The sequence below is a fragment of the uncultured Streptococcus sp. genome, assembly GCF_963545685.1.
GTDB lineage: Bacteria > Bacillota > Bacilli > Lactobacillales > Streptococcaceae > Streptococcus.
Genome location: NZ_CAUUKN010000006.1, coordinates 1 through 17,799, shown reverse-complemented (window position 1 = coordinate 17,799; position 17,799 = coordinate 1). Strand labels below are relative to the sequence as shown.

The window sequence follows — 17,799 nt, the reverse complement described above, 5'->3', positions numbered from 1 at the left end:
ATGTTTAAAATTTTTAAACGTTTGACGGCAAAAGAGTTAAGCATGATTGTATTAGCTGTGATATTTGTTTGTTTGAACGTCTATCTCAACTTGAAAATTCCAGACTATATGGCTGACATTACAACCCTCTTATCAACCAAGGGGACTAAGGCGTCTGATATTTTTGCTTGGAATATGGATGCTCCAGGGATGCGAATGCTTTTAATGTCCTTTGCGGGCTTTATGGCTTCTGTCGTGGTTGGTTTTCTAGCTGCCAGAACAGCAGCTAGTTTTACCACTCGTCTTCGTGATGATATCTTCCATCAGGTTCTAGATTTTTCGGATGCCGAGATTAAGAAATTCTCTATTCCGAGTCTTTTAACCCGTACGACAAACGATATTACACAATTACAGATGGTACTGACCATGGGGTTACAGGTTATTACACAGGGACCTATTATGGCAATCTGGGCTATTACAAAGATTGCTGATAAAAATGGGAATTGGCTTCTTGCCTTGCTTGTCGCTGTGGCAGTAATTGCCATTCTCATGCTCTTCCTCTTGATTATGGTCATGCCTAAGCAACGCTTGATTCAAACTCTGACAGATAAATTCAATAGTGTGACGCGTGAATCTCTAACTGGGATTCGTGTGGTGCGTGCCTATAACGCTGAGAGTTATCAAGAGGATAAATTTGAAAAGGCCAATACTGATCTGACCCAAAACAATCTTTTCATCGGTCGTTCTTTTGCCTTACTGACACCGGTAATGACTGCTGTATCTAGTGGTTTGACGCTAGCTATTTATTGGATTGGTGCGCATCTGATTGAAGATGTTAAGATTCCAACAGATCCAACTAAGATTGCTAGTGCCATGGAAAATAAAATCCATCTCTTCTCAGATATGGTGGTTTACTCATCTTATGCTATGCAGGTTGTTATGGGATTCATGATGATGATTGTTGTCTTCTTCCTTCTTCCACGAGCAGTTGTAGCAGCTGGACGTATCAATGAAGTTTTAGATACTCAATCTTCAGTTTCTTACCCGGAACAGAGCTCTGAAAAGTCTAAAGAAGTTGGAACTGTTGAATTTGAAGATGTTTCCTTCCGTTATTCTGAAACTTCAGAGCCTGTTTTGGAGCATGTTAGCTTCAAAGCTAAAAAAGGAGAAACGGTTGCTTTTATTGGTTCGACTGGATCTGGTAAATCAACGCTTGTCAACCTTATCCCACGTTTATACGATGCAACGCAAGGAACTATCAAGGTCGATGGTGTAGATGTGAGACATTATGACCACGAAACCTTGCACAATATCGTTGGTTATATTCCACAAAAGGCTGTGCTTTTCTCAGGTGATATCACATCAAATATGACAATGGGAACTAGCAATAACAGTCCTCTCGATGACGCTAAAATTTGGGAAGCTCTCGAATTGGCTCAAGGAAAAGACTTTGTTGAAAATAAAGAAGGCCAACTTAAGGCAGAAGTGGCTCAAGCTGGGTCTAACTTCTCAGGTGGCCAGAAACAACGTTTGGCTATTGCGCGTGCACTTGCTCGTAAGCCTGAAATCTTGATTTTTGACGATTCCTTCTCAGCTTTGGACTATAAGACCGATCGTAAGTTACGTCAAGAATTGGCTGAAAAAACACAAGATATGACCAAGTTGATTGTTGCGCAACGCATCTCTACTATTATGGATGCTGACCAAATCTTGGTTCTTGATCAAGGTAAGGTCGTTGGTCAAGGAACCCACAAGGAACTCTTGGCTAACAATGAGGTCTACCAAGAAATTGCCTACTCACAATTGTCTAAGGAGGAGTTAGAAAATGGAAAATAAACCAAAAACATCGTCCTATAAACGTTTAAAACCCTATATTAAAGGTTTCCAACTTCCATTTGTCCTTGCGATTGTTGGAGCCATCATTTCAGCGGTCATTACAGTGATTGGACCAGATAAGCTTAAAGAAATCACTAATACTATTACTGAAGGTATAACACCTACCAAAATGGGGACGATTCCAGGCATTGATTTGGACAAGATAGCAAGTATTGCTATGACCTTGGCCGTTCTCTATGTCATTTCAGCGATTGTTGGTTACTTGCAAAGTTTTACAGTTGCGACAGTTACGCAACGCTTTTCACAACGTTTCCGTACAGCAATCCAAAAGAAAATCAACACTGTACCTCTTAATTATTTTGACAGTCATTCTCAAGGAGACACACTCTCTCGTGTGACTAATGATGTTGACCTTTTGGGACAATCCCTTAGTCAAGGTCTGGGTACCCTAATTACTTCAAGTGTTCTCTTGGTAGCAGCCGTTATTATGATGTTCTACTCAAATGTCACTATGGCTTTCACTGCGATTGGTTCTGTCTTGATAGGATTTGTTCTAGTAGCCTTCATCATGGGCTTCTCGCAGCCATTGTTTAAACGCCAACAAGATAATCTGGCTAACATTAATGGCTACATTGAAGAAATCTACACAGGTCAAGCAGTTGTAACGAGTTACAATGCATCTGAAGAAAGCAGTCAAGCTTTCAAGGGGCTTAATGATAAGCTCTATAAATCTATGTGGCAATCTCAATTTATCTCTGGTATTATGATGCCGCTTATGATTTTCATTGGGAACTTTGGTTACGTCATGGTCTGCTTGGTAGGTGCGGTTAAGGTAATCGACGGAAGCTTGACCATCGGTGATGTGGTAGCCTTCATGACCTATGTTCGTATCTTTTCACAACCTCTTTCTCAAATTGCACAAGGGATTACACAACTCCAATCAGCAACTGCAGCTATTGGTCGTATTTTTGAATTTTTGGAAGAAAAAGATATGGACGATGAGTCAGCCAAGACAGCCGAGTTGACAGATACCAAGGGTCAAGTAGTCTTTGACCATGTTTCCTTTGGTTATACTCCTGAAAAGACTATCATTCATGATTTTTCAGCTCTTGCCAAGCCAGGACAAAAGATTGCTATTGTTGGTCCAACGGGTGCTGGTAAGACAACCATTGTTAACCTGCTCATGAAATTCTATAATATCGATCAAGGTCGTATCACCATTGACGGTGTGGATACGAACGACATGAAGCGTGAGACCGTTCATGACCAATTTTCTATGGTACTTCAAGACACTTGGCTCTTTGAAGGAACGATTCGGGATAATTTGATTTACAACCAAGAAAACATCTCTGACGAGCAAGTTGTTGCTGCAGCCAAGGCCGTAGGTGTTCACCACTTCATCACCACACTACCAAAAGGTTATGATACCTATTTGGATGATTCTGTGACCTTATCCGTTGGTCAGAAACAGCTTTTGACCATTGCGCGTGCGCTTCTTAAGGATGCCCCTCTTCTTATCTTGGACGAGGCAACATCGTCAGTTGACACACGGACAGAAGAATTGATTCAGAAGGCTATGGACAAGCTTATGGAGGGTCGTACATCCTTTGTTATTGCCCACCGCTTATCAACCATTCGAAATGCTGACCTTATCCTTGTGATGAAAGATGGTAATATTATTGAACAGGGAAATCATGATGAGCTAATGGCAGCAGATGGTTTCTATGCTGATCTTTATAATAGTCAGTTTACGGAAGAAGTGGTCTAGGATGTTATTAGAAAATTATAAGATTTAACAAAAATCCATAAAACGTATGACTGTAAGTCATGAGTTTTATGTTATACTGAGAAAAAACAGACAGATTAGGAGACCAAGATGCAATATCGCAAAGCAAGACAAGATGAAGTTCAGAAAGTGGCACAAGTGTGTGCAGATGCTTTTGAAGATTATCCCTACCTTTCGATGATTGCTGGTAATTTAAAGAAGCCTGAACAGTATGATGAGTTTGTCTTAGCTTTGCAGGAAATGTTGGTCCGTTTAGCGATAAAAATGGACTCTTGTTTGGTGGCTGAAGAGGATGGTCGCATTGTTGCAGCGGCTATTTTACAGCATCAGACGGTGTCTATGCTTAATTATCTTCAAAATGGGGCGACCAAGCTTTTCCGTTTCATAAGCATTACTAAGTTGTTCAAGTATTTTAACTTTGTTGAAGAGTCTGAAAGACATCTGGAAGATTCTGCAGAGTACGACTGGTACCTGATGATGTTAGCAGTGACTCCGGATTATCAAAGAAAAGGGATAGGGAGTCGCTTCTTGCTTGAAGGTGTTGAACCCTTTGTAAGTAGTACAGGAGGTCACAGTCTTGGCTTGATTACCAACCGTGACTATAATGTACCTTTTTATGAGAAGAACGGCTATAAGCTATGTGGTTACAAGGTCTTGACTTACGAGAAGCACAAATTGGGCAACTGGCCTTTTGTCAAATCTCTTGATGAATAGTTTAGTGGGAATTGAACTGAGATAGGAAAAATGATTCTGGCTTCGGCTGGTTTTTTTTCTTCTTCTTTAAGAGTCTCTCAAAGCAGGTTTATTCCTTATTTTTAAGCCTATCTATGCTATAATTAAGGAATGATATTAGAGGAGGTTTATATGTCAACTCCAAGTATTTATGGGGAATATGCTCAGTATCTCCCAAAAATTTTACAGGAAATAACAGACCCAATTATTGCGGCTAATATTGCCAGCAAAAAAGAAACAGGCTTTAAACTCTATGAACATTTCATTTCTAGAATTAAGGAAAGTGATTCTATGCGTGAAAAGTGTCGTAGGAAAAATTTGCCTGAGACCAGCCAGTCTGCCCTCAAGGAAAACCGGGATAGTATTGGTATCCGAATTGTTTGTGGTTTTGTAGATGATATTTACAAGACTGTCAATGTCATCAAGGCTATTCCAGGAGTCTCTATCTACAATGAGAAGGATTATATTCTAAATGCTAAGCCCAATGGTTATCGCTCTTACCACCTCATTTTGCAAATAGAGACGGATTTTCCAGATGTCCTAGGCAATGATAAAGGGACATATTTTGTTGAGGTTCAGCTTCGGACCATTGCTCAGGATTCGTGGGCCAGTTTGGAGCATCAGATGAAGTATAAACATGATATCAAGAATCCAGAAATGATTACCCGTGAGCTTAAGCGCTGTGCAGATGAATTAGCATCATGTGATCTGACCATGCAGACCATCCGTAACTTAATTCAAGAAGGAGATGACTAGAATGGCTCTGAAAATTTTATTGGCCGAGGACGAAGAAGCCTTATCTCGAGTTTACAAGGTGGCCCTTGAGCATCAAGGTTTTGAGGTCGATCAGGCTTTTAATGGTCAAGAGGCAGTCGACCTAGCTGCACAGAATGCCTATCAAGTAATGATTATGGATATTATGATGCCTATCAAAACAGGTATTGAGGCCCTAAAAGAGATTCGCTCCTCTGGAAATACTACTCATGTCATTATGTTGACGGCCATGGCTGAAGTTGATGATCGTGTGACAGGACTTGATGCTGGGGCAGATGATTACTTGACCAAGCCGATTTCCCTAAAGGAACTTTTAGCTCGTCTGCGGTCGCTAGAGCGTCGTGTTAGTGAGACCTTTACTTCTAAAATTTTGACCCTTGGTTCTGTTTGCTTGGACCAAGAGGATCAAGAGTTGGTAGCTGGCAATGCCATTAGACTTTCAAGTAGAGAGACCAAGTTAATGGCCTACTTCATGCTCAATCCTGCTAAGAAATTAACCACTGATCACCTTTTTAAAACTATCTGGGATGATGAGGAAGATGTGGATGAGTCAATTGTCTGGGTCTATATTTCCTATCTGCGCCAGAAATTGCAGGCTATTCAAGCTGATATCAGTATTCTTGGCGAAAAGGGTGGCGACTTCTGCCTTTTGCAAGATTAGTAAGGAGTAGCTCATGTTTAGACGTTTACGACTTCAGTTTATAACGATCGCTTCTTTGGCTATCTTCTTTATCTTGGTCTTTACGGTGGGAATCATCAATACCGTGAGGTCTTTTCAGACGGATCAGGAAATTAGCAAGGTACTCAACATACTTTCGGAAAATAATGGTAGCTTCGGAAAAACCGAAACAATTGAGACCAACCAGGGGCGTGAGATTCCAACAGATAGCTTTCGTTTTTTCAGTGTGACCTTGTCTGGTGATGAAGTGGTCAGCCAAGATACCAGTCATACTTCTTTAGTAGATGATGATGAGGCTGTTAGTTATGCACTTGCAGCAAGTCGTATGACGAGTACTTTTGGGACAATTAGAGAAAAAAATATCAATTTGAGTTATCAGGTTAGCAAAGTTAGCGAAAATAAAACCCTTGTAGTCTTTTTGGACACATCTTATTATTATAATTCTTCCCAAGCCTTGCTCAGTCTTTCTATCCTTTTATCACTGTTTGGATTTATCTTTTTTGTCGTCATTATCAGTGCCTTATCAGGAATCGTCATTCGCCCCTTCATTCAAAATTACGAAAAGCAGCGACGTTTTATCACCAATGCTGGTCATGAATTAAAGACACCGTTAGCTATTATTTCTGCTAATACGGAGTTACAGGAACTCATGACAGGGGAGAATGAGTGGACAAAGTCAACTAATGACCAGGTGACACGTTTGACCAATCTAATCAACTCTCTTGTGGCCCTATCTCGTCTGGAGGAGCAGCCGGACATTGTTCTTCACGATGTGGATTTTTCCTATATTACAGAGGATGCGGCCGAGGACTTTAAGGGGCCTGTCGTCCGAGATGGCAAATCCTTCGTTATGGACATTACCCCAGATATCCATGTAAAGGCAGAGGAAAAGTCTCTCTTTGAACTTGTAACTCTCCTTGTTGATAATGCTAACAAGTATTGTGATCCAGAAGGGACGGTTACTGTAAGACTTCGTCAGATAGGAAGAACGCGTAAAAGGGCTCGTCTAGAAGTGTCAAACACCTATAAAGAAGGTAAGGAAGTTGATTATAGTAAGTTTTTTGAGCGCTTTTATCGTATTGATGAGTCCCATAATAACAAAGAGCACAGTGGTTTCGGCATAGGTTTATCAATGGCACAAAGCATGGTCAAATTATTTAAGGGACGAATCTTTGCCTCCTATAAAAATGACACCATCACCTTTACGGTCATCTTGTAAATATATTTTTTAAATATTTGACTAGGTGAAAACCCTAATTTATGATAAAATAGTAAGGATGAAGATTTAGTGTTTGCTTTGCAAAAAGAAACCATTTTCTTATCCAAATCGTCAATAGGAGAAGGTCAAATGAGTTCCTTTTCAACCTCTAAAACGGATGGCAACTGATGGATAAGAAATGATAAATCTCAGCTAAGAATCAAATCAGAAATATAATAGTTAATAGGGAGAAATCATGGTAGAACCAAAATACAAACGTGTCCTCATTAAACTTTCAGGTGAAGCTCTAGCTGGTGAAAAAGGTGTTGGGATTGATCTTCCCACCGTCCAAGCTATGGCTAAAGAAATTGCTGAGGTAGCGGATTCAGGTATTCAAATTGCTCTAGTTATCGGTGGTGGGAACCTCTGGCGTGGAGAACCCGCAGCTGAAGCAGGAATGGATCGTGTTCAAGCTGACTATACTGGCATGCTTGGAACAACTATGAATGCTCTTGTTATGGCTGACAGTTTGAAACAATTGGGTGTTGATACACGTGTTCAAACAGCGATTGATATGAAATCTGTGGCAGAGCCTTATATTCGTGGTCGTGCCCTTCGTCACCTTGAAAAAGGGCGTATCGTTATCTTTGCAGCAGGTATTGGTTCACCATACTTCTCAACAGATACAACGGCAGCTCTTCGTGCCGCTGAAATCGAAGCCGATGCCATCCTTATGGCTAAAAATGGTGTTGATGGTGTCTACAATGATGATCCTCGTAAAAACGCTGATGCTGTCAAATTTGACGAATTGACACACGTAGAAGTTATCAAACGTGGTTTGAAAATTATGGATGCCACAGCTTCTACCCTTTCAATGGATAATGACATTGACCTTGTTGTCTTTAACATGAACGAATCAGGAAATATCAAACGTGTTATTTTTGGTGAACACATTGGGACAACGGTATCTAACAAAGCAGAATTACATAAATAAGAAAGAGAGAACTCATGACAAACGCAATTATTGAAAAAGCAAAAGAACGTTTCGCCCACTCACACGAGTCATTGGCCCGTGAATTCGGAGCTATCCGTGCAGGTCGTGCTAATGCATCACTTCTTGACCGCATCACTGTGGAATACTATGGTGCTCCAACACCACTTAACCAATTGGCTTCAATCACTGTTCCTGAAGCACGTGTTCTTTTGATTTCACCATTTGATAAAGGATCAATCGCTGATATCGAACGTGCCATCAATGAATCTGACCTTGGTATCAACCCAGCTAACGATGGCTCTGTAGTCCGCTTGGTTATCCCAGCGCTTACAGAAGAAACTCGTAAAGAGTTAGCCAAAGAAGTGAAAAAGGTCGGTGAAAATGCTAAAATCGCTATTCGTAACATCCGTCGTGATGCTATGGATGAAGCTAAAAAGCAAGAAAAAGACAAAGAAATCACAGAAGATCAATTGAAAACTTTGGAAAAAGATATCCAAAAAGCAACTGATGATGCTGTTAAGAAGATTGACAGCATGACAGCAGAGAAGGAAAAAGAACTCCTTACTGTTTAATCAATAGAAAATAAGGAGAGTGGGACAGAAGCAAAAGAGCATGGACTATGTTAGCTTCCTTGTCCGACTCTCTTTTTAGAGGAAAAAAGATGAATACACTACTTGGAACCATCATTACTGCTCTAGTAACTGATGAAAATGACCGCTTTTACTTTGTTCAAAAGGACGGCGTGACCTTTGCCTTGGCTAAAGATGAGGGAGAACATGCCATTGGTGACATAGTGAAAGGTTTCGCCTATACAGATAGTAAGCAAAAATTACGTTTGACTCAAAAGGAAATCAAGGCAACTCGCGAATCTTACGATTGGGGAGAGGTCACTGAGGTCCGTAAGGATTTAGGTGTCTTTGTAGACGTGGGAATTCCAGATAAGGAAATCGTTGTCTCTCTTGATGTTTTACCTGAACTCAAAGAGCTTTGGCCTAAGAAGGGGGACAAACTCTACATTAAACTAGATGTGGATAAAAAAGATCGTATTTGGGGGCTTCCTGCTGAACCTGAGGTCTTTCAACGCATGGCTGGTCCTGCTTACGATAATATGCAAAATCAAAAATGGCCAGCCATTGCCTACCGTCTTAAACTGTCAGGAACCTTTGTCTACCTGCCAGAGAATAATATGCTTGGCTTCATTCATCCATCAGAACGTTATGCTGAGCCGCGCTTGGGTCAAGTCCTTGAAGCGCGCGTGATTGGTTTCAGAGAAGTTGATCGCACGCTTAACCTTTCTCTTAAACCACGTTCTTTTGAGATGCTGGAAAATGATGCACAGATGATTTTGACCTATTTAGAGAGCAATGGTGGCTTTATGACTCTTAATGATAAATCATCACCAGCAGATATCAAGGCGACCTTTGGTATTTCTAAGGGACAATTCAAAAAAGCCTTGGGTGGTCTGATGAAGGCTAAAAAAATCAAACAAGATCAGTTTGGAACAGAATTAATCGGTTAGGAGAAGGCATGAGAAAATCCTTTTATACTTGGCTGATGGCCCAACGTAATCCAAAATCAAATGAACCGGTAGCTATCTTAGCCGATTTGGCTTTTGAAGATTCAACTTTTCCTAAACATACCGATGATTTTGAAGAAGTTAGTCGTTACTTGGAAGATCAGGCTAGTTTCTCTTTCAATCTAGGTCAGTTTGATCAGATTTGGGAAGACTATCTAGCACATTGATAGGGATAGGGCATTACCATAGGTGTAATCGTTTTTTACAATTTTTATAAAGCGGTTAGCATTTGAATTGGGATGAATTGTTACATTTTTTTACAAATATCTCAGATATTTTTCAATAAATTAGGCTTGTTACAACTAGTTAGTAATTGCTTTAAAGAGCAGTAAATCACAACTTTTTTGATGGAAAGTGTGGTATTATTGTAAATGTTGAAATTGTTAAAAAAGGAATGAATTATACATGTTATCAAAATCTAAAACTACAAAGGCACTTCTTTACTCGACTGCAGCACTTTCACTTTTTGCTGCTAGCCACGTACATGCCGATGAAACTTCTAACTGGGCAGCACGTTCAGTAGATCAAATCAAAGCAGATATCTCTGTAAATGATAATCAACAAACTTACACTGTTCAATACGGTGATACTTTGGGAAGTATCGCTGAAGCAATGGGTATCGATGTGAACGTTTTGGCTAACATCAATCAAATCACAAACATTGACTTGATTTTCCCTGGAACAGTTTTGACAACAACATACAACGCTGATAATCAAGCAGTATCAGTTAAAGTTGAAACACCAGCTTCAGAAACTTCTGACACACCTGTAGTAGCAGAAGCTAACTTGACAACTAACGAAGTGACTGTAAATGGTCAATCTGTAGTAGCAGCTGATTTGTCTGCTCCAGTTGAAACTGTTAGCTTGACAGCTACTCAAGCACCTGCTAAAGAAGAGTCAACTCAAGCTGTTTCAGAAGTAACAGAGGCTATCGCATCAGCATCAGAAGCTCCAGCATATGCAGAAACTGAGCAACCTATTGCAGACGCTATTGACCGTGTGACTTCATCAGCTGAAGCAACACCTGTAGAAGAGGAAGCTCCAGCCACTGAAACATCTGCACAAGCTGAAACAACTGAAGAAGTAGTGGCACAACCAGCAGCAACATCAGAAGCACCTGCTGAAGCACCAGCAACTTCAGAGGCACCAGCAGAACAACCAGCAGCAACACCGGAAGCAGCTTCAGAAGCAGCTTCAGAGGCACCAGCAGAACAACCAGCAGCAACATCGGAAGCAGCTTCAGAGGCACCAGCCGCATCAGAAGTGCCAGCAGAACAACCAGTAGCAACATCAGAAGTAGCGTCAGAAGCACCAGCTGCATCAGAAGCACCAGCAGCACAACCTGCATCAACTAATACACTTCCAACGGATCCAAATCTTCAACCACAAGCTGAAGCTTTCCGTCAAGATGTAGCAGCACAATTTGGTCTTACTGATATCGGTGGTTACCGTGAAGGTGACCCACAAGACCATGGTCAGGGACTTGCCGTTGACGTTATGGTACCAGTTGGTTCAGAAGTTGGTGATCAAGTTGCACAATATGCTGTAGATAATATCTCAAATGCAGGTATTTCATACATCATCTACAGACAACAATTCTACGCACCAGTAGATAATATCTACGGACCAGCCAACACTTGGAACCAAATGCCTGATCGTGGTAGCATTACTGAAAACCACTATGACCACGTTCACGTATCATTCAATGCCTAATTAAGAATTACAAAAAGTCACGCCTGGCGTGATTTTTTTGATATAATGGATAAAAATACTTAAGAAAGAGGAACTCTATTTGCAAGAGTATTCTGTTGAAATTACCCTAAATCACCCAGATGATGTCTTGTCGCTTTTTGGAACCAATGAGCGTCATTTAAAACTCATTGAAGAAAACCTAAATGTTATCATCCATGCTCGAACAGAGCGTGTGCAAATCCTTGGGGATAATGAAGAAAGTGTCGAATTGGCCCGCTTGACCATTCAAGCCCTCCTTGTTTTAGTGGAACGTGGGATGCTAGTCAACACTTCAGATGTTGTCGCGGCCTTAACCATGGCTCAAGATGGATCGATTGACAAGTTTGTTGCTTTATATGAAGAAGAGATTATCAAGGACAACAGTGGTAAGCCTATTCGAGTGAAGACCCTGGGGCAAAAGGTCTACGTTGATAGCATTAAAAGCCATGATGTGGTCTTTGGGATTGGGCCAGCTGGTACAGGTAAAACTTTTTTAGCGGTCACTCTTGCAGTCACAGCTCTTAAACGAGGCCAGGTTAAACGTATTGTTCTAACACGTCCGGCGGTTGAGGCAGGTGAAAGTCTTGGCTTTTTGCCTGGTGATCTCAAGGAAAAGGTAGATCCTTACCTTCGTCCCGTCTATGATGCCCTTTATCAAATTCTTGGCAAAGAGCAGACGACTCGTCTCATGGAACGTGAAATTATTGAAATTGCACCACTCGCCTATATGCGTGGTCGTACCCTCGAAGATGCCTTTGTTATTCTTGACGAAGCACAAAATACAACCATCATGCAGATGAAGATGTTTTTGACCCGTCTTGGCTTTAATTCTAAGATGATTGTCAATGGAGATATGAGTCAGATTGACCTTCCACGTCGTGTTAAATCTGGTCTTGTCGATGCCATGGAGAAATTGAAGGGAATCAAGGCTATTGATTTTGTTCATTTCTCTGCTAGTGATGTCGTACGTCACCCAGTTGTTGCCGATATCATTAATGCTTATGAAAAAGATGTGCCTAAAGTTGACTTTGAGGCAAAATCAGAAGGGTCAGACCAGACTGAAGAAGTATCATCAGGATTGACTGAATACCCAGTCATTGGTGCTGAGGATGTTAAAAAGTAAATAGATGAAAGGAGGTTTGAGAGTAAGTATTCTCTACCTCTTTTTCTTTGCTAGTCAAGTCACAGATTTTCTCTCTATTTTTGGTAAAATAGTATTGAAGAATAGGCTAATATGGAGAGAAAGGGCATGACTAAGGTAAAAAATGGAAGATTGCTATTACTTCGGTTCTAGGCCTTGTGGCGGTAGTCTTAATAGCTATTGTAGAGGGAAGGTTCTGGAAGTATCAAGAGAACCATATTCCAGATGACACCTATCAGATGGTAAAATACGAATCTACTTCGGCATATTCAAATGAATTGGTAAATTGGACTAAGCGAGGAGAAAATAATGATATCCTATATGAAGATTTTATAGTTGTTAAGAATATGAAATGTCAATTTTATTATCTTTCTTATGGGGATGGGGAACCTTTTATTTCACTATTTGAGCACGATGAAAAGCTACCTCAGACTTTTGATCCACGTACAGGGACTTTGAAACAAGATTTAACAGTCTCTGAATATAAAGCTTTAGTGATTTCTCATATTGACAAGATTTCTAAGAAGGGAGAGGAGTATTCAAGAGTAAAAGAAGTATCTGCCCAAAGGTATGTGGATGATTATAAAAAAATGTTGAAGCAAAAAGGAACTTATGAATAGCGTCCCAATGTTCTCGTTCTGACTGTTTATGCTAATGATGGACATATTGAGTCGCGTAGAACTTTTAAACGTTTGACCTCAGAGGAAGCTAAAGGGCTCAGAAGTGGTTATGAGAGGGATTATGAGTATGCCTTGGAGCATCATAAGGACTGGGATCATTATGGGGATTATCTCATCTGGTGTTGATCAGTAAACTGACCAGGCAGTTCTTTACTATGTAGAATCTAGCCTAAAGATTTATTAAAAAAACTTACAGTCTTTATGATAATTGTCAAATACTATTTCACCATTTATTTTGGTACAATAGAACAGTAGACCAATAAAAAAGGAGATTATTATGAACCAGCAAGAGTGGATTGAGTACTTTGAATTAGTCAACGGCCGTAAACCAACTCCCGTAGAGTTATCTCAAGCTCAAGCAGCAGGCGAGTTTATGCTTGAACGACCTAACGTTTTTAGCTCAAATGGACAAGTGACGGAGCAAAGACCGATTAGGCCAGCTGAACCTGTGATCGCTATGACACAACAGCCTCAGTTTGCCCAACCAACAGCAACTTTCCAACAAGTAGTACCCCCTAAAAGAGGTATGTCTAAGAAAACTAAGATTATTTTGGCATCAGTCTTAGGATTCTTGGCGGCGATTTTACTTATCGTTGGTGGTTACACGCTATGGCGTTACCAGTCAGGTAAGATTGCGGATGGAACATACGAAGTAGTAGCCTATTCTTATCGTGATGATGATAAAGATAAGATGGTAGACGCTTTTGATGAATTTGATGATGTCTACTCTTTTGTAGAAGTTAAAAATAATAAGTCTAGATACTATTCTTATCTTGAAGATAATAAATCATCTTACGTTAGCTTGTTAGAATATGAAAATGATATCCCGCAGAAGTTTGATCCATGGAACAAGACTCAGACAGAGGTTTTAACGGTTGAAGAGCTTGAATCTACTGTCAAAGATTTCATGAAAAAAATGTCTAAGGACTATTCATTCTACACTAAAGATGCTACCAAAGAAGCTGTTAAAGAATCTGTAAAATCATATAAGAAATCTCTAAAAGAAAAACGCACTTACGTCAAAAAAGGAAACGAGTATACTCTATCTACTTATGACAAGGATGGAGAACTTCAATCACGTGTTACTTATAAACGTATGAGTAAGGGAGACGCTGAGGAGCGTTGGGATGACTATAAGGATGCTATCAAAGATTATAAGAAAGATTTGAAGACTTATAGTGATCAATATGATGACTTCAAGGACTATTATGATTATGGTTATGGAAGTGACTATGGTTATGGCTATAGTGACGACTATGGTTATGGCTATAGTGACGACTATGGTAGTGATTCAAAATCAAGTTCTAGTGATAGTAGTAAAAAATCTAGTGATAAAATTTAATCACCCTATTTCATAAGAGGATGAAGTGATACGAGAAGGGAGAGTTGGTTCTCCAATCTGGTATCACTTTTCTTTGTATGAAAACAGTCAGATAGCTTAGAAGTCTTTTTCTGGTAGAATGGAAGTATCAATGAAAAAAGGGTACTATCATGAATGAAAAAGAGTGGTTAGACTATTTTGAGATAATCAATAATCGACAACCGACGGCAGAAGAAATCCAACAAGCAAAAGCTAGTGGGGAATTTATAGCCTCAGAGCCTGTGGTAGAGAATAGTCAGCCACAAGTTCAACTCAATGAACAGGTGACACAACCTGTTTTACAAGTTAGGGCTCCTAAAACAGGCTTGTCTAAGAAGGCAAAAATCATAATAGTTTCTCTAATCGGAACCCTTCTGGTGGCACTTTTCTTAGGTGCTTACGCCTTTATACATCAGCAAGTCGGTAAAATTCCTGAAGGAACCTATCTAATTGAATCTGACTATTATTATGACAAAAATAGGGAAGAAATGGTTGATAGATTGGAGTCTTATGAATCCATCGACATCGATGTTCGAGACTTTGTTAGGGTTAAAGGCAATTATTTAAAAACATATGTTTACCATACATGGAGTATATCATTTGTAAGTGAGCTGGATTATATGTCTGGTTATAATTTCGAATATGATACCTGGTCAAGAAGTTTAAAACACACCTGGACACTGTCAGAATATGAAGATACGGTTGGTAAGATTTTAAGAAAGTATTATAAGGGAGCTACCTTTATGAGCGAGTCAGAAATTGAGGATGATACAAAACATTACGTCAAAAGGTATAAATCAGAATTGAAAAGGACTTATCGTTATAAGCTGAGGGGAGACAGATTAACCATTACCATCTATGATGAAGATGGGAGAGTTCTTGCTATTCGTACCTTCAAACGCCTATCAAAAGCAAAGGAGAAAAATCTCATTTATGATTATGATAAAGATGCTAAGAAAGACAGAGAGCAGTATCTACCATAAAAAAGTTAAAGTGTTGAGGTATTAACTGTTAGTGGCGTTCAAATTCCTTTCGAATTAATATTATTTAAAACCAGCTAGTCTGGTTTTTTTAGTGTCCAAAACGTGCTATAATAAGATGTTATATCATCAGTGTTAGCCCATTTGTTAACACATGAAAGGAAATTAAAATGACAAAAACATTCTACATCACAACACCTATCTACTACCCATCTGGTAAATTACATATTGGTTCTGCCTATACAACCATTGCTTGTGACGTCTTGGCACGTTACAAACGTATGATGAACTATGATGTCTTTTACCTTACTGGGCTTGATGAGCACGGTCAAAAGATTCAACAAAAGGCTGAAGAAGCAGGAATCACCCCACAAGAGTATGTGGATGGTATGGCTGTTGGTGTTAAGGATCTCTGGCAATTTTTGGATATCTCATACGATAAATTCATCCGTACGACTGATGATTACCATGAAAAAGTTGTTGCTCAAGTTTTCGAGCGTCTCTTGGAAAAAGGGGATATCTACCTTGGTGAATATTCAGGTTGGTACTCAGTTTCCGATGAAGAATTTTTCACCGAAAGTCAGTTGGCAGAAGTTTACCGTGATGAGCAAGGTAATGTCATTGGTGGTGTGGCTCCATCAGGACATGAAGTGGAGCTAGTGTCTGAAGAATCATATTTCTTTAAACTTAGCAACTACGCAGACCGTTTGACTGCCTTCTTTAAAGAACACCCAGAATTTATCCAACCTGATGGTCGTATGAATGAAATGCTTAAAAACTTCATCGAGCCAGGCTTGGAAGACTTGGCGGTATCACGTACAACCTTCACTTGGGGAGTTAAAGTACCATCAGATCCAAAACATGTGGTTTATGTGTGGATTGATGCTCTTATCAACTATATTACTGCCCTTGGTTATGGTCAGGATGAGCATGGTAACTTTGATTTGTTCTGGCAAAATGATGAAAACCACGAAATTATCCACATGATTGGTAAGGACATTCTTCGTTTCCACTCTATTTACTGGCCAATCATCTTGATGGCACTTGATTTACCATTGCCTACACGTCTTGTTGCTCATGGTTGGTTTGTCATGAAAGACGGTAAGATGTCTAAGTCTAAAGGTAATGTCATCTATCCAGAAATGTTGGTAGAGCGCTTCGGTCTTGATCCACTCCGTTACTACCTCATGCGTAGTCTTCCAGTCGGTTCAGACGGTACCTTCACGCCAGAAGACTATGTGGCTCGTATCAACTATGAGTTGGCTAATGACCTCGGAAACCTCCTCAACCGTACAGTTGCCATGATTAACAAGTATTTCGGTGGTCAAGTGCCTGCCTATGTCGAGAATGTTACAGACTTTGATGCTGATTTGGCTAAGGTTGTGACTGAAAATATTGAAGAGTTTCACAAACAAATGAATGCTGTTGACTTCCCACGCGCCTTAGATGCCGTTTGGAATATCATTTCACGTACCAATAAGTACATTGACGAAACAGCTCCTTGGGTACTTGCCAAAGAAGATGGTGACAAGGAACACTTGGCAGCGGTGATGGCTCACTTGGCAGCTAGTCTTCGTGTGGTAGCCCACCTCATCCAACCATTCATGATGACAACTTCAAATGCCATCATGGAACAACTCGGATTGTCAGAGGAGTTTGACCTTGAAAATCTCGAACTTTCAGGTTTCCCAGAGAATGTGACAGTCGTTTCAAAAGGAACACCAATCTTCCCACGTCTTGACATGGACGAAGAAATTGCCTACATCCAATCTCAAATGAACGCAGGCAAACCTCAAGAGAAAGAATGGAATCCAGAAGAGGTCGAACTTAAATCTGAAAAAGACCAAATCAAATTTGATGACTTTGACAAGGTTGAAATCCGTGTCGCTGAAGTTAAAAAAGTAGAAAAAGTCGAAGGCTCAGACAAATTGCTCCGTTTCCGTCTTGATGCAGGTGACGGTGAAGACCGTCAAATCCTCTCAGGTATCGCTAAATTCTATCCTAACGAACAAGAATTGGTCGGCAAGAAACTTCAAGTCGTATCTAATCTCAAACCACGTAAGATGATGAAGAAATATGTCAGCCAAGGTATGATTCTTTCTGCTGAACATGACGGTAAACTCACGGTCTTGACAGTAGATCCATCTGTTCCAAATGGAAGTGTGATTGGGTAAGAGTAATTTAGTTTTAAGGGATTTCTTTAAGTGGGAGTGGGAAGACGAGGTGCTTTTGAATGCTTAGGCTTCTGTTCCATTCCCTATTTTGATTTCGCCATATAACTAATAAAAAGTAAAAAAGAAAACGAGTTCAGTCGAACTCGTTTTCTTATACACTATATTTCAATAAATGCTTA

Annotated in this window: 16 protein-coding genes; all 16 read left to right on the top strand. The window is 40.0% G+C overall.

What is annotated here, in order from left to right:
- The 16 genes from RWZ99_RS02150 (at nt 1) to metG (ending at nt 17,620) form a co-directional block, all read left to right on the top strand.
- A complete protein-coding gene (locus RWZ99_RS02150) occupies nt 1–1,815 on the top strand; it encodes an ABC transporter ATP-binding protein (protein ID WP_314676074.1) in 1,815 nt (604 codons plus the stop codon).
- Nucleotides 1,805–3,583 (top strand): ABC transporter ATP-binding protein, encoded by a 1,779-nt coding sequence (locus RWZ99_RS02145; protein ID WP_314676073.1) that lies wholly within the window; start codon nt 1,805–1,807, stop codon nt 3,581–3,583. The genes RWZ99_RS02150 and RWZ99_RS02145 overlap by 11 nt, the downstream gene beginning before the upstream one ends.
- A gap of 108 nt (nt 3,584–3,691) precedes the next feature.
- Nucleotides 3,692–4,315, top strand: coding sequence for a GNAT family N-acetyltransferase (locus RWZ99_RS02140; protein WP_314676071.1), 624 nt, complete (start codon nt 3,692–3,694; stop codon nt 4,313–4,315).
- A gap of 150 nt (nt 4,316–4,465) precedes the next feature.
- The gene (locus RWZ99_RS02135) at nt 4,466–5,089 is read left to right on the top strand and encodes a GTP pyrophosphokinase family protein (RefSeq protein ID WP_314676069.1); all 624 of its coding nucleotides are present in this window, start codon (nt 4,466–4,468) and stop codon (nt 5,087–5,089) included.
- A gap of 1 nt (nt 5,090) precedes the next feature.
- A complete protein-coding gene (locus tag RWZ99_RS02130) occupies nt 5,091–5,768 on the top strand; it encodes a response regulator transcription factor (RefSeq protein WP_314676068.1) in 678 nt (225 codons plus the stop codon).
- Nucleotides 5,769–5,781: 13 nt separating this feature from the next.
- Nucleotides 5,782–7,005 (top strand): HAMP domain-containing sensor histidine kinase, encoded by a 1,224-nt coding sequence (locus RWZ99_RS02125; RefSeq protein WP_314676067.1) that lies wholly within the window; start codon nt 5,782–5,784, stop codon nt 7,003–7,005.
- A 235-nt stretch (nt 7,006–7,240) separates the two neighbouring features.
- Nucleotides 7,241–7,978 (top strand): UMP kinase, encoded by a 738-nt coding sequence (gene pyrH, locus RWZ99_RS02120; RefSeq protein ID WP_314676066.1) that lies wholly within the window; start codon nt 7,241–7,243, stop codon nt 7,976–7,978.
- Between the two features lie 14 nt (nt 7,979–7,992).
- Nucleotides 7,993–8,550, top strand: coding sequence for a ribosome recycling factor (gene frr, locus RWZ99_RS02115; protein ID WP_301381863.1), 558 nt, complete (start codon nt 7,993–7,995; stop codon nt 8,548–8,550).
- Nucleotides 8,551–8,639: 89 nt separating this feature from the next.
- Entirely contained in the window at nt 8,640–9,497 is an 858-nt protein-coding gene (gene cvfB / locus RWZ99_RS02110; RefSeq protein WP_314676064.1) for an RNA-binding virulence regulatory protein CvfB, read from the top strand.
- An 8-nt stretch (nt 9,498–9,505) separates the two neighbouring features.
- Nucleotides 9,506–9,721, top strand: a complete 216-nt coding sequence (locus tag RWZ99_RS02105) for a YozE family protein (protein WP_002885591.1) — start codon at nt 9,506–9,508, stop codon at nt 9,719–9,721.
- A 238-nt stretch (nt 9,722–9,959) separates the two neighbouring features.
- Nucleotides 9,960–11,267 carry a LysM peptidoglycan-binding domain-containing protein gene (locus RWZ99_RS02100; RefSeq protein ID WP_314676062.1) on the top strand — a complete coding sequence of 436 codons (1,308 nt, stop codon included), beginning with the start codon at nt 9,960–9,962 and terminating at the stop codon, nt 11,265–11,267.
- A gap of 79 nt (nt 11,268–11,346) precedes the next feature.
- Nucleotides 11,347–12,408, top strand: a complete 1,062-nt coding sequence (locus RWZ99_RS02095) for a PhoH family protein (protein ID WP_314676061.1) — start codon at nt 11,347–11,349, stop codon at nt 12,406–12,408.
- A gap of 176 nt (nt 12,409–12,584) precedes the next feature.
- Nucleotides 12,585–13,046 carry a hypothetical protein gene (locus RWZ99_RS02090; protein WP_314676060.1) on the top strand — a complete coding sequence of 154 codons (462 nt, stop codon included), beginning with the start codon at nt 12,585–12,587 and terminating at the stop codon, nt 13,044–13,046.
- A gap of 337 nt (nt 13,047–13,383) precedes the next feature.
- Entirely contained in the window at nt 13,384–14,448 is a 1,065-nt protein-coding gene (locus tag RWZ99_RS02085) for a hypothetical protein (RefSeq protein WP_314676059.1), read from the top strand.
- Between the two features lie 149 nt (nt 14,449–14,597).
- The gene (locus RWZ99_RS02080) at nt 14,598–15,449 is read left to right on the top strand and encodes a hypothetical protein (RefSeq protein ID WP_314676057.1); all 852 of its coding nucleotides are present in this window, start codon (nt 14,598–14,600) and stop codon (nt 15,447–15,449) included.
- A 167-nt stretch (nt 15,450–15,616) separates the two neighbouring features.
- Nucleotides 15,617–17,620 (top strand): methionine--tRNA ligase, encoded by a 2,004-nt coding sequence (gene metG, locus RWZ99_RS02075; protein ID WP_314676056.1) that lies wholly within the window; start codon nt 15,617–15,619, stop codon nt 17,618–17,620.
- Nucleotides 17,621–17,799 lie beyond the last annotated feature (179 nt).

Bases quoted from the DNA above. Each gene is read 5' to 3' on its own strand.
- RWZ99_RS02100 (WP_314676062.1), top strand. From the start codon at position 9,960: ATGTTATCAAAATCTAAAACTACAAAGGCACTTCTTTACTCGACTGCA.
- cvfB (WP_314676064.1), top strand. From the start codon at position 8,640: ATGAATACACTACTTGGAACCATCATTACTGCTCTAGTAACTGATGAA.
- metG (WP_314676056.1), top strand. From the start codon at position 15,617: ATGACAAAAACATTCTACATCACAACACCTATCTACTACCCATCTGGT.
- frr (WP_301381863.1), top strand. From the start codon at position 7,993: ATGACAAACGCAATTATTGAAAAAGCAAAAGAACGTTTCGCCCACTCA.
- RWZ99_RS02105 (WP_002885591.1), top strand. From the start codon at position 9,506: ATGAGAAAATCCTTTTATACTTGGCTGATGGCCCAACGTAATCCAAAA.
- RWZ99_RS02085 (WP_314676059.1), top strand. From the start codon at position 13,384: ATGAACCAGCAAGAGTGGATTGAGTACTTTGAATTAGTCAACGGCCGT.
- RWZ99_RS02130 (WP_314676068.1), top strand. From the start codon at position 5,091: ATGGCTCTGAAAATTTTATTGGCCGAGGACGAAGAAGCCTTATCTCGA.
- RWZ99_RS02080 (WP_314676057.1), top strand. From the start codon at position 14,598: ATGAATGAAAAAGAGTGGTTAGACTATTTTGAGATAATCAATAATCGA.
- RWZ99_RS02125 (WP_314676067.1), top strand. From the start codon at position 5,782: ATGTTTAGACGTTTACGACTTCAGTTTATAACGATCGCTTCTTTGGCT.
- RWZ99_RS02135 (WP_314676069.1), top strand. From the start codon at position 4,466: ATGTCAACTCCAAGTATTTATGGGGAATATGCTCAGTATCTCCCAAAA.
- RWZ99_RS02140 (WP_314676071.1), top strand. From the start codon at position 3,692: ATGCAATATCGCAAAGCAAGACAAGATGAAGTTCAGAAAGTGGCACAA.
- pyrH (WP_314676066.1), top strand. From the start codon at position 7,241: ATGGTAGAACCAAAATACAAACGTGTCCTCATTAAACTTTCAGGTGAA.
- RWZ99_RS02145 (WP_314676073.1), top strand. From the start codon at position 1,805: ATGGAAAATAAACCAAAAACATCGTCCTATAAACGTTTAAAACCCTAT.
- RWZ99_RS02150 (WP_314676074.1), top strand. From the start codon at position 1: ATGTTTAAAATTTTTAAACGTTTGACGGCAAAAGAGTTAAGCATGATT.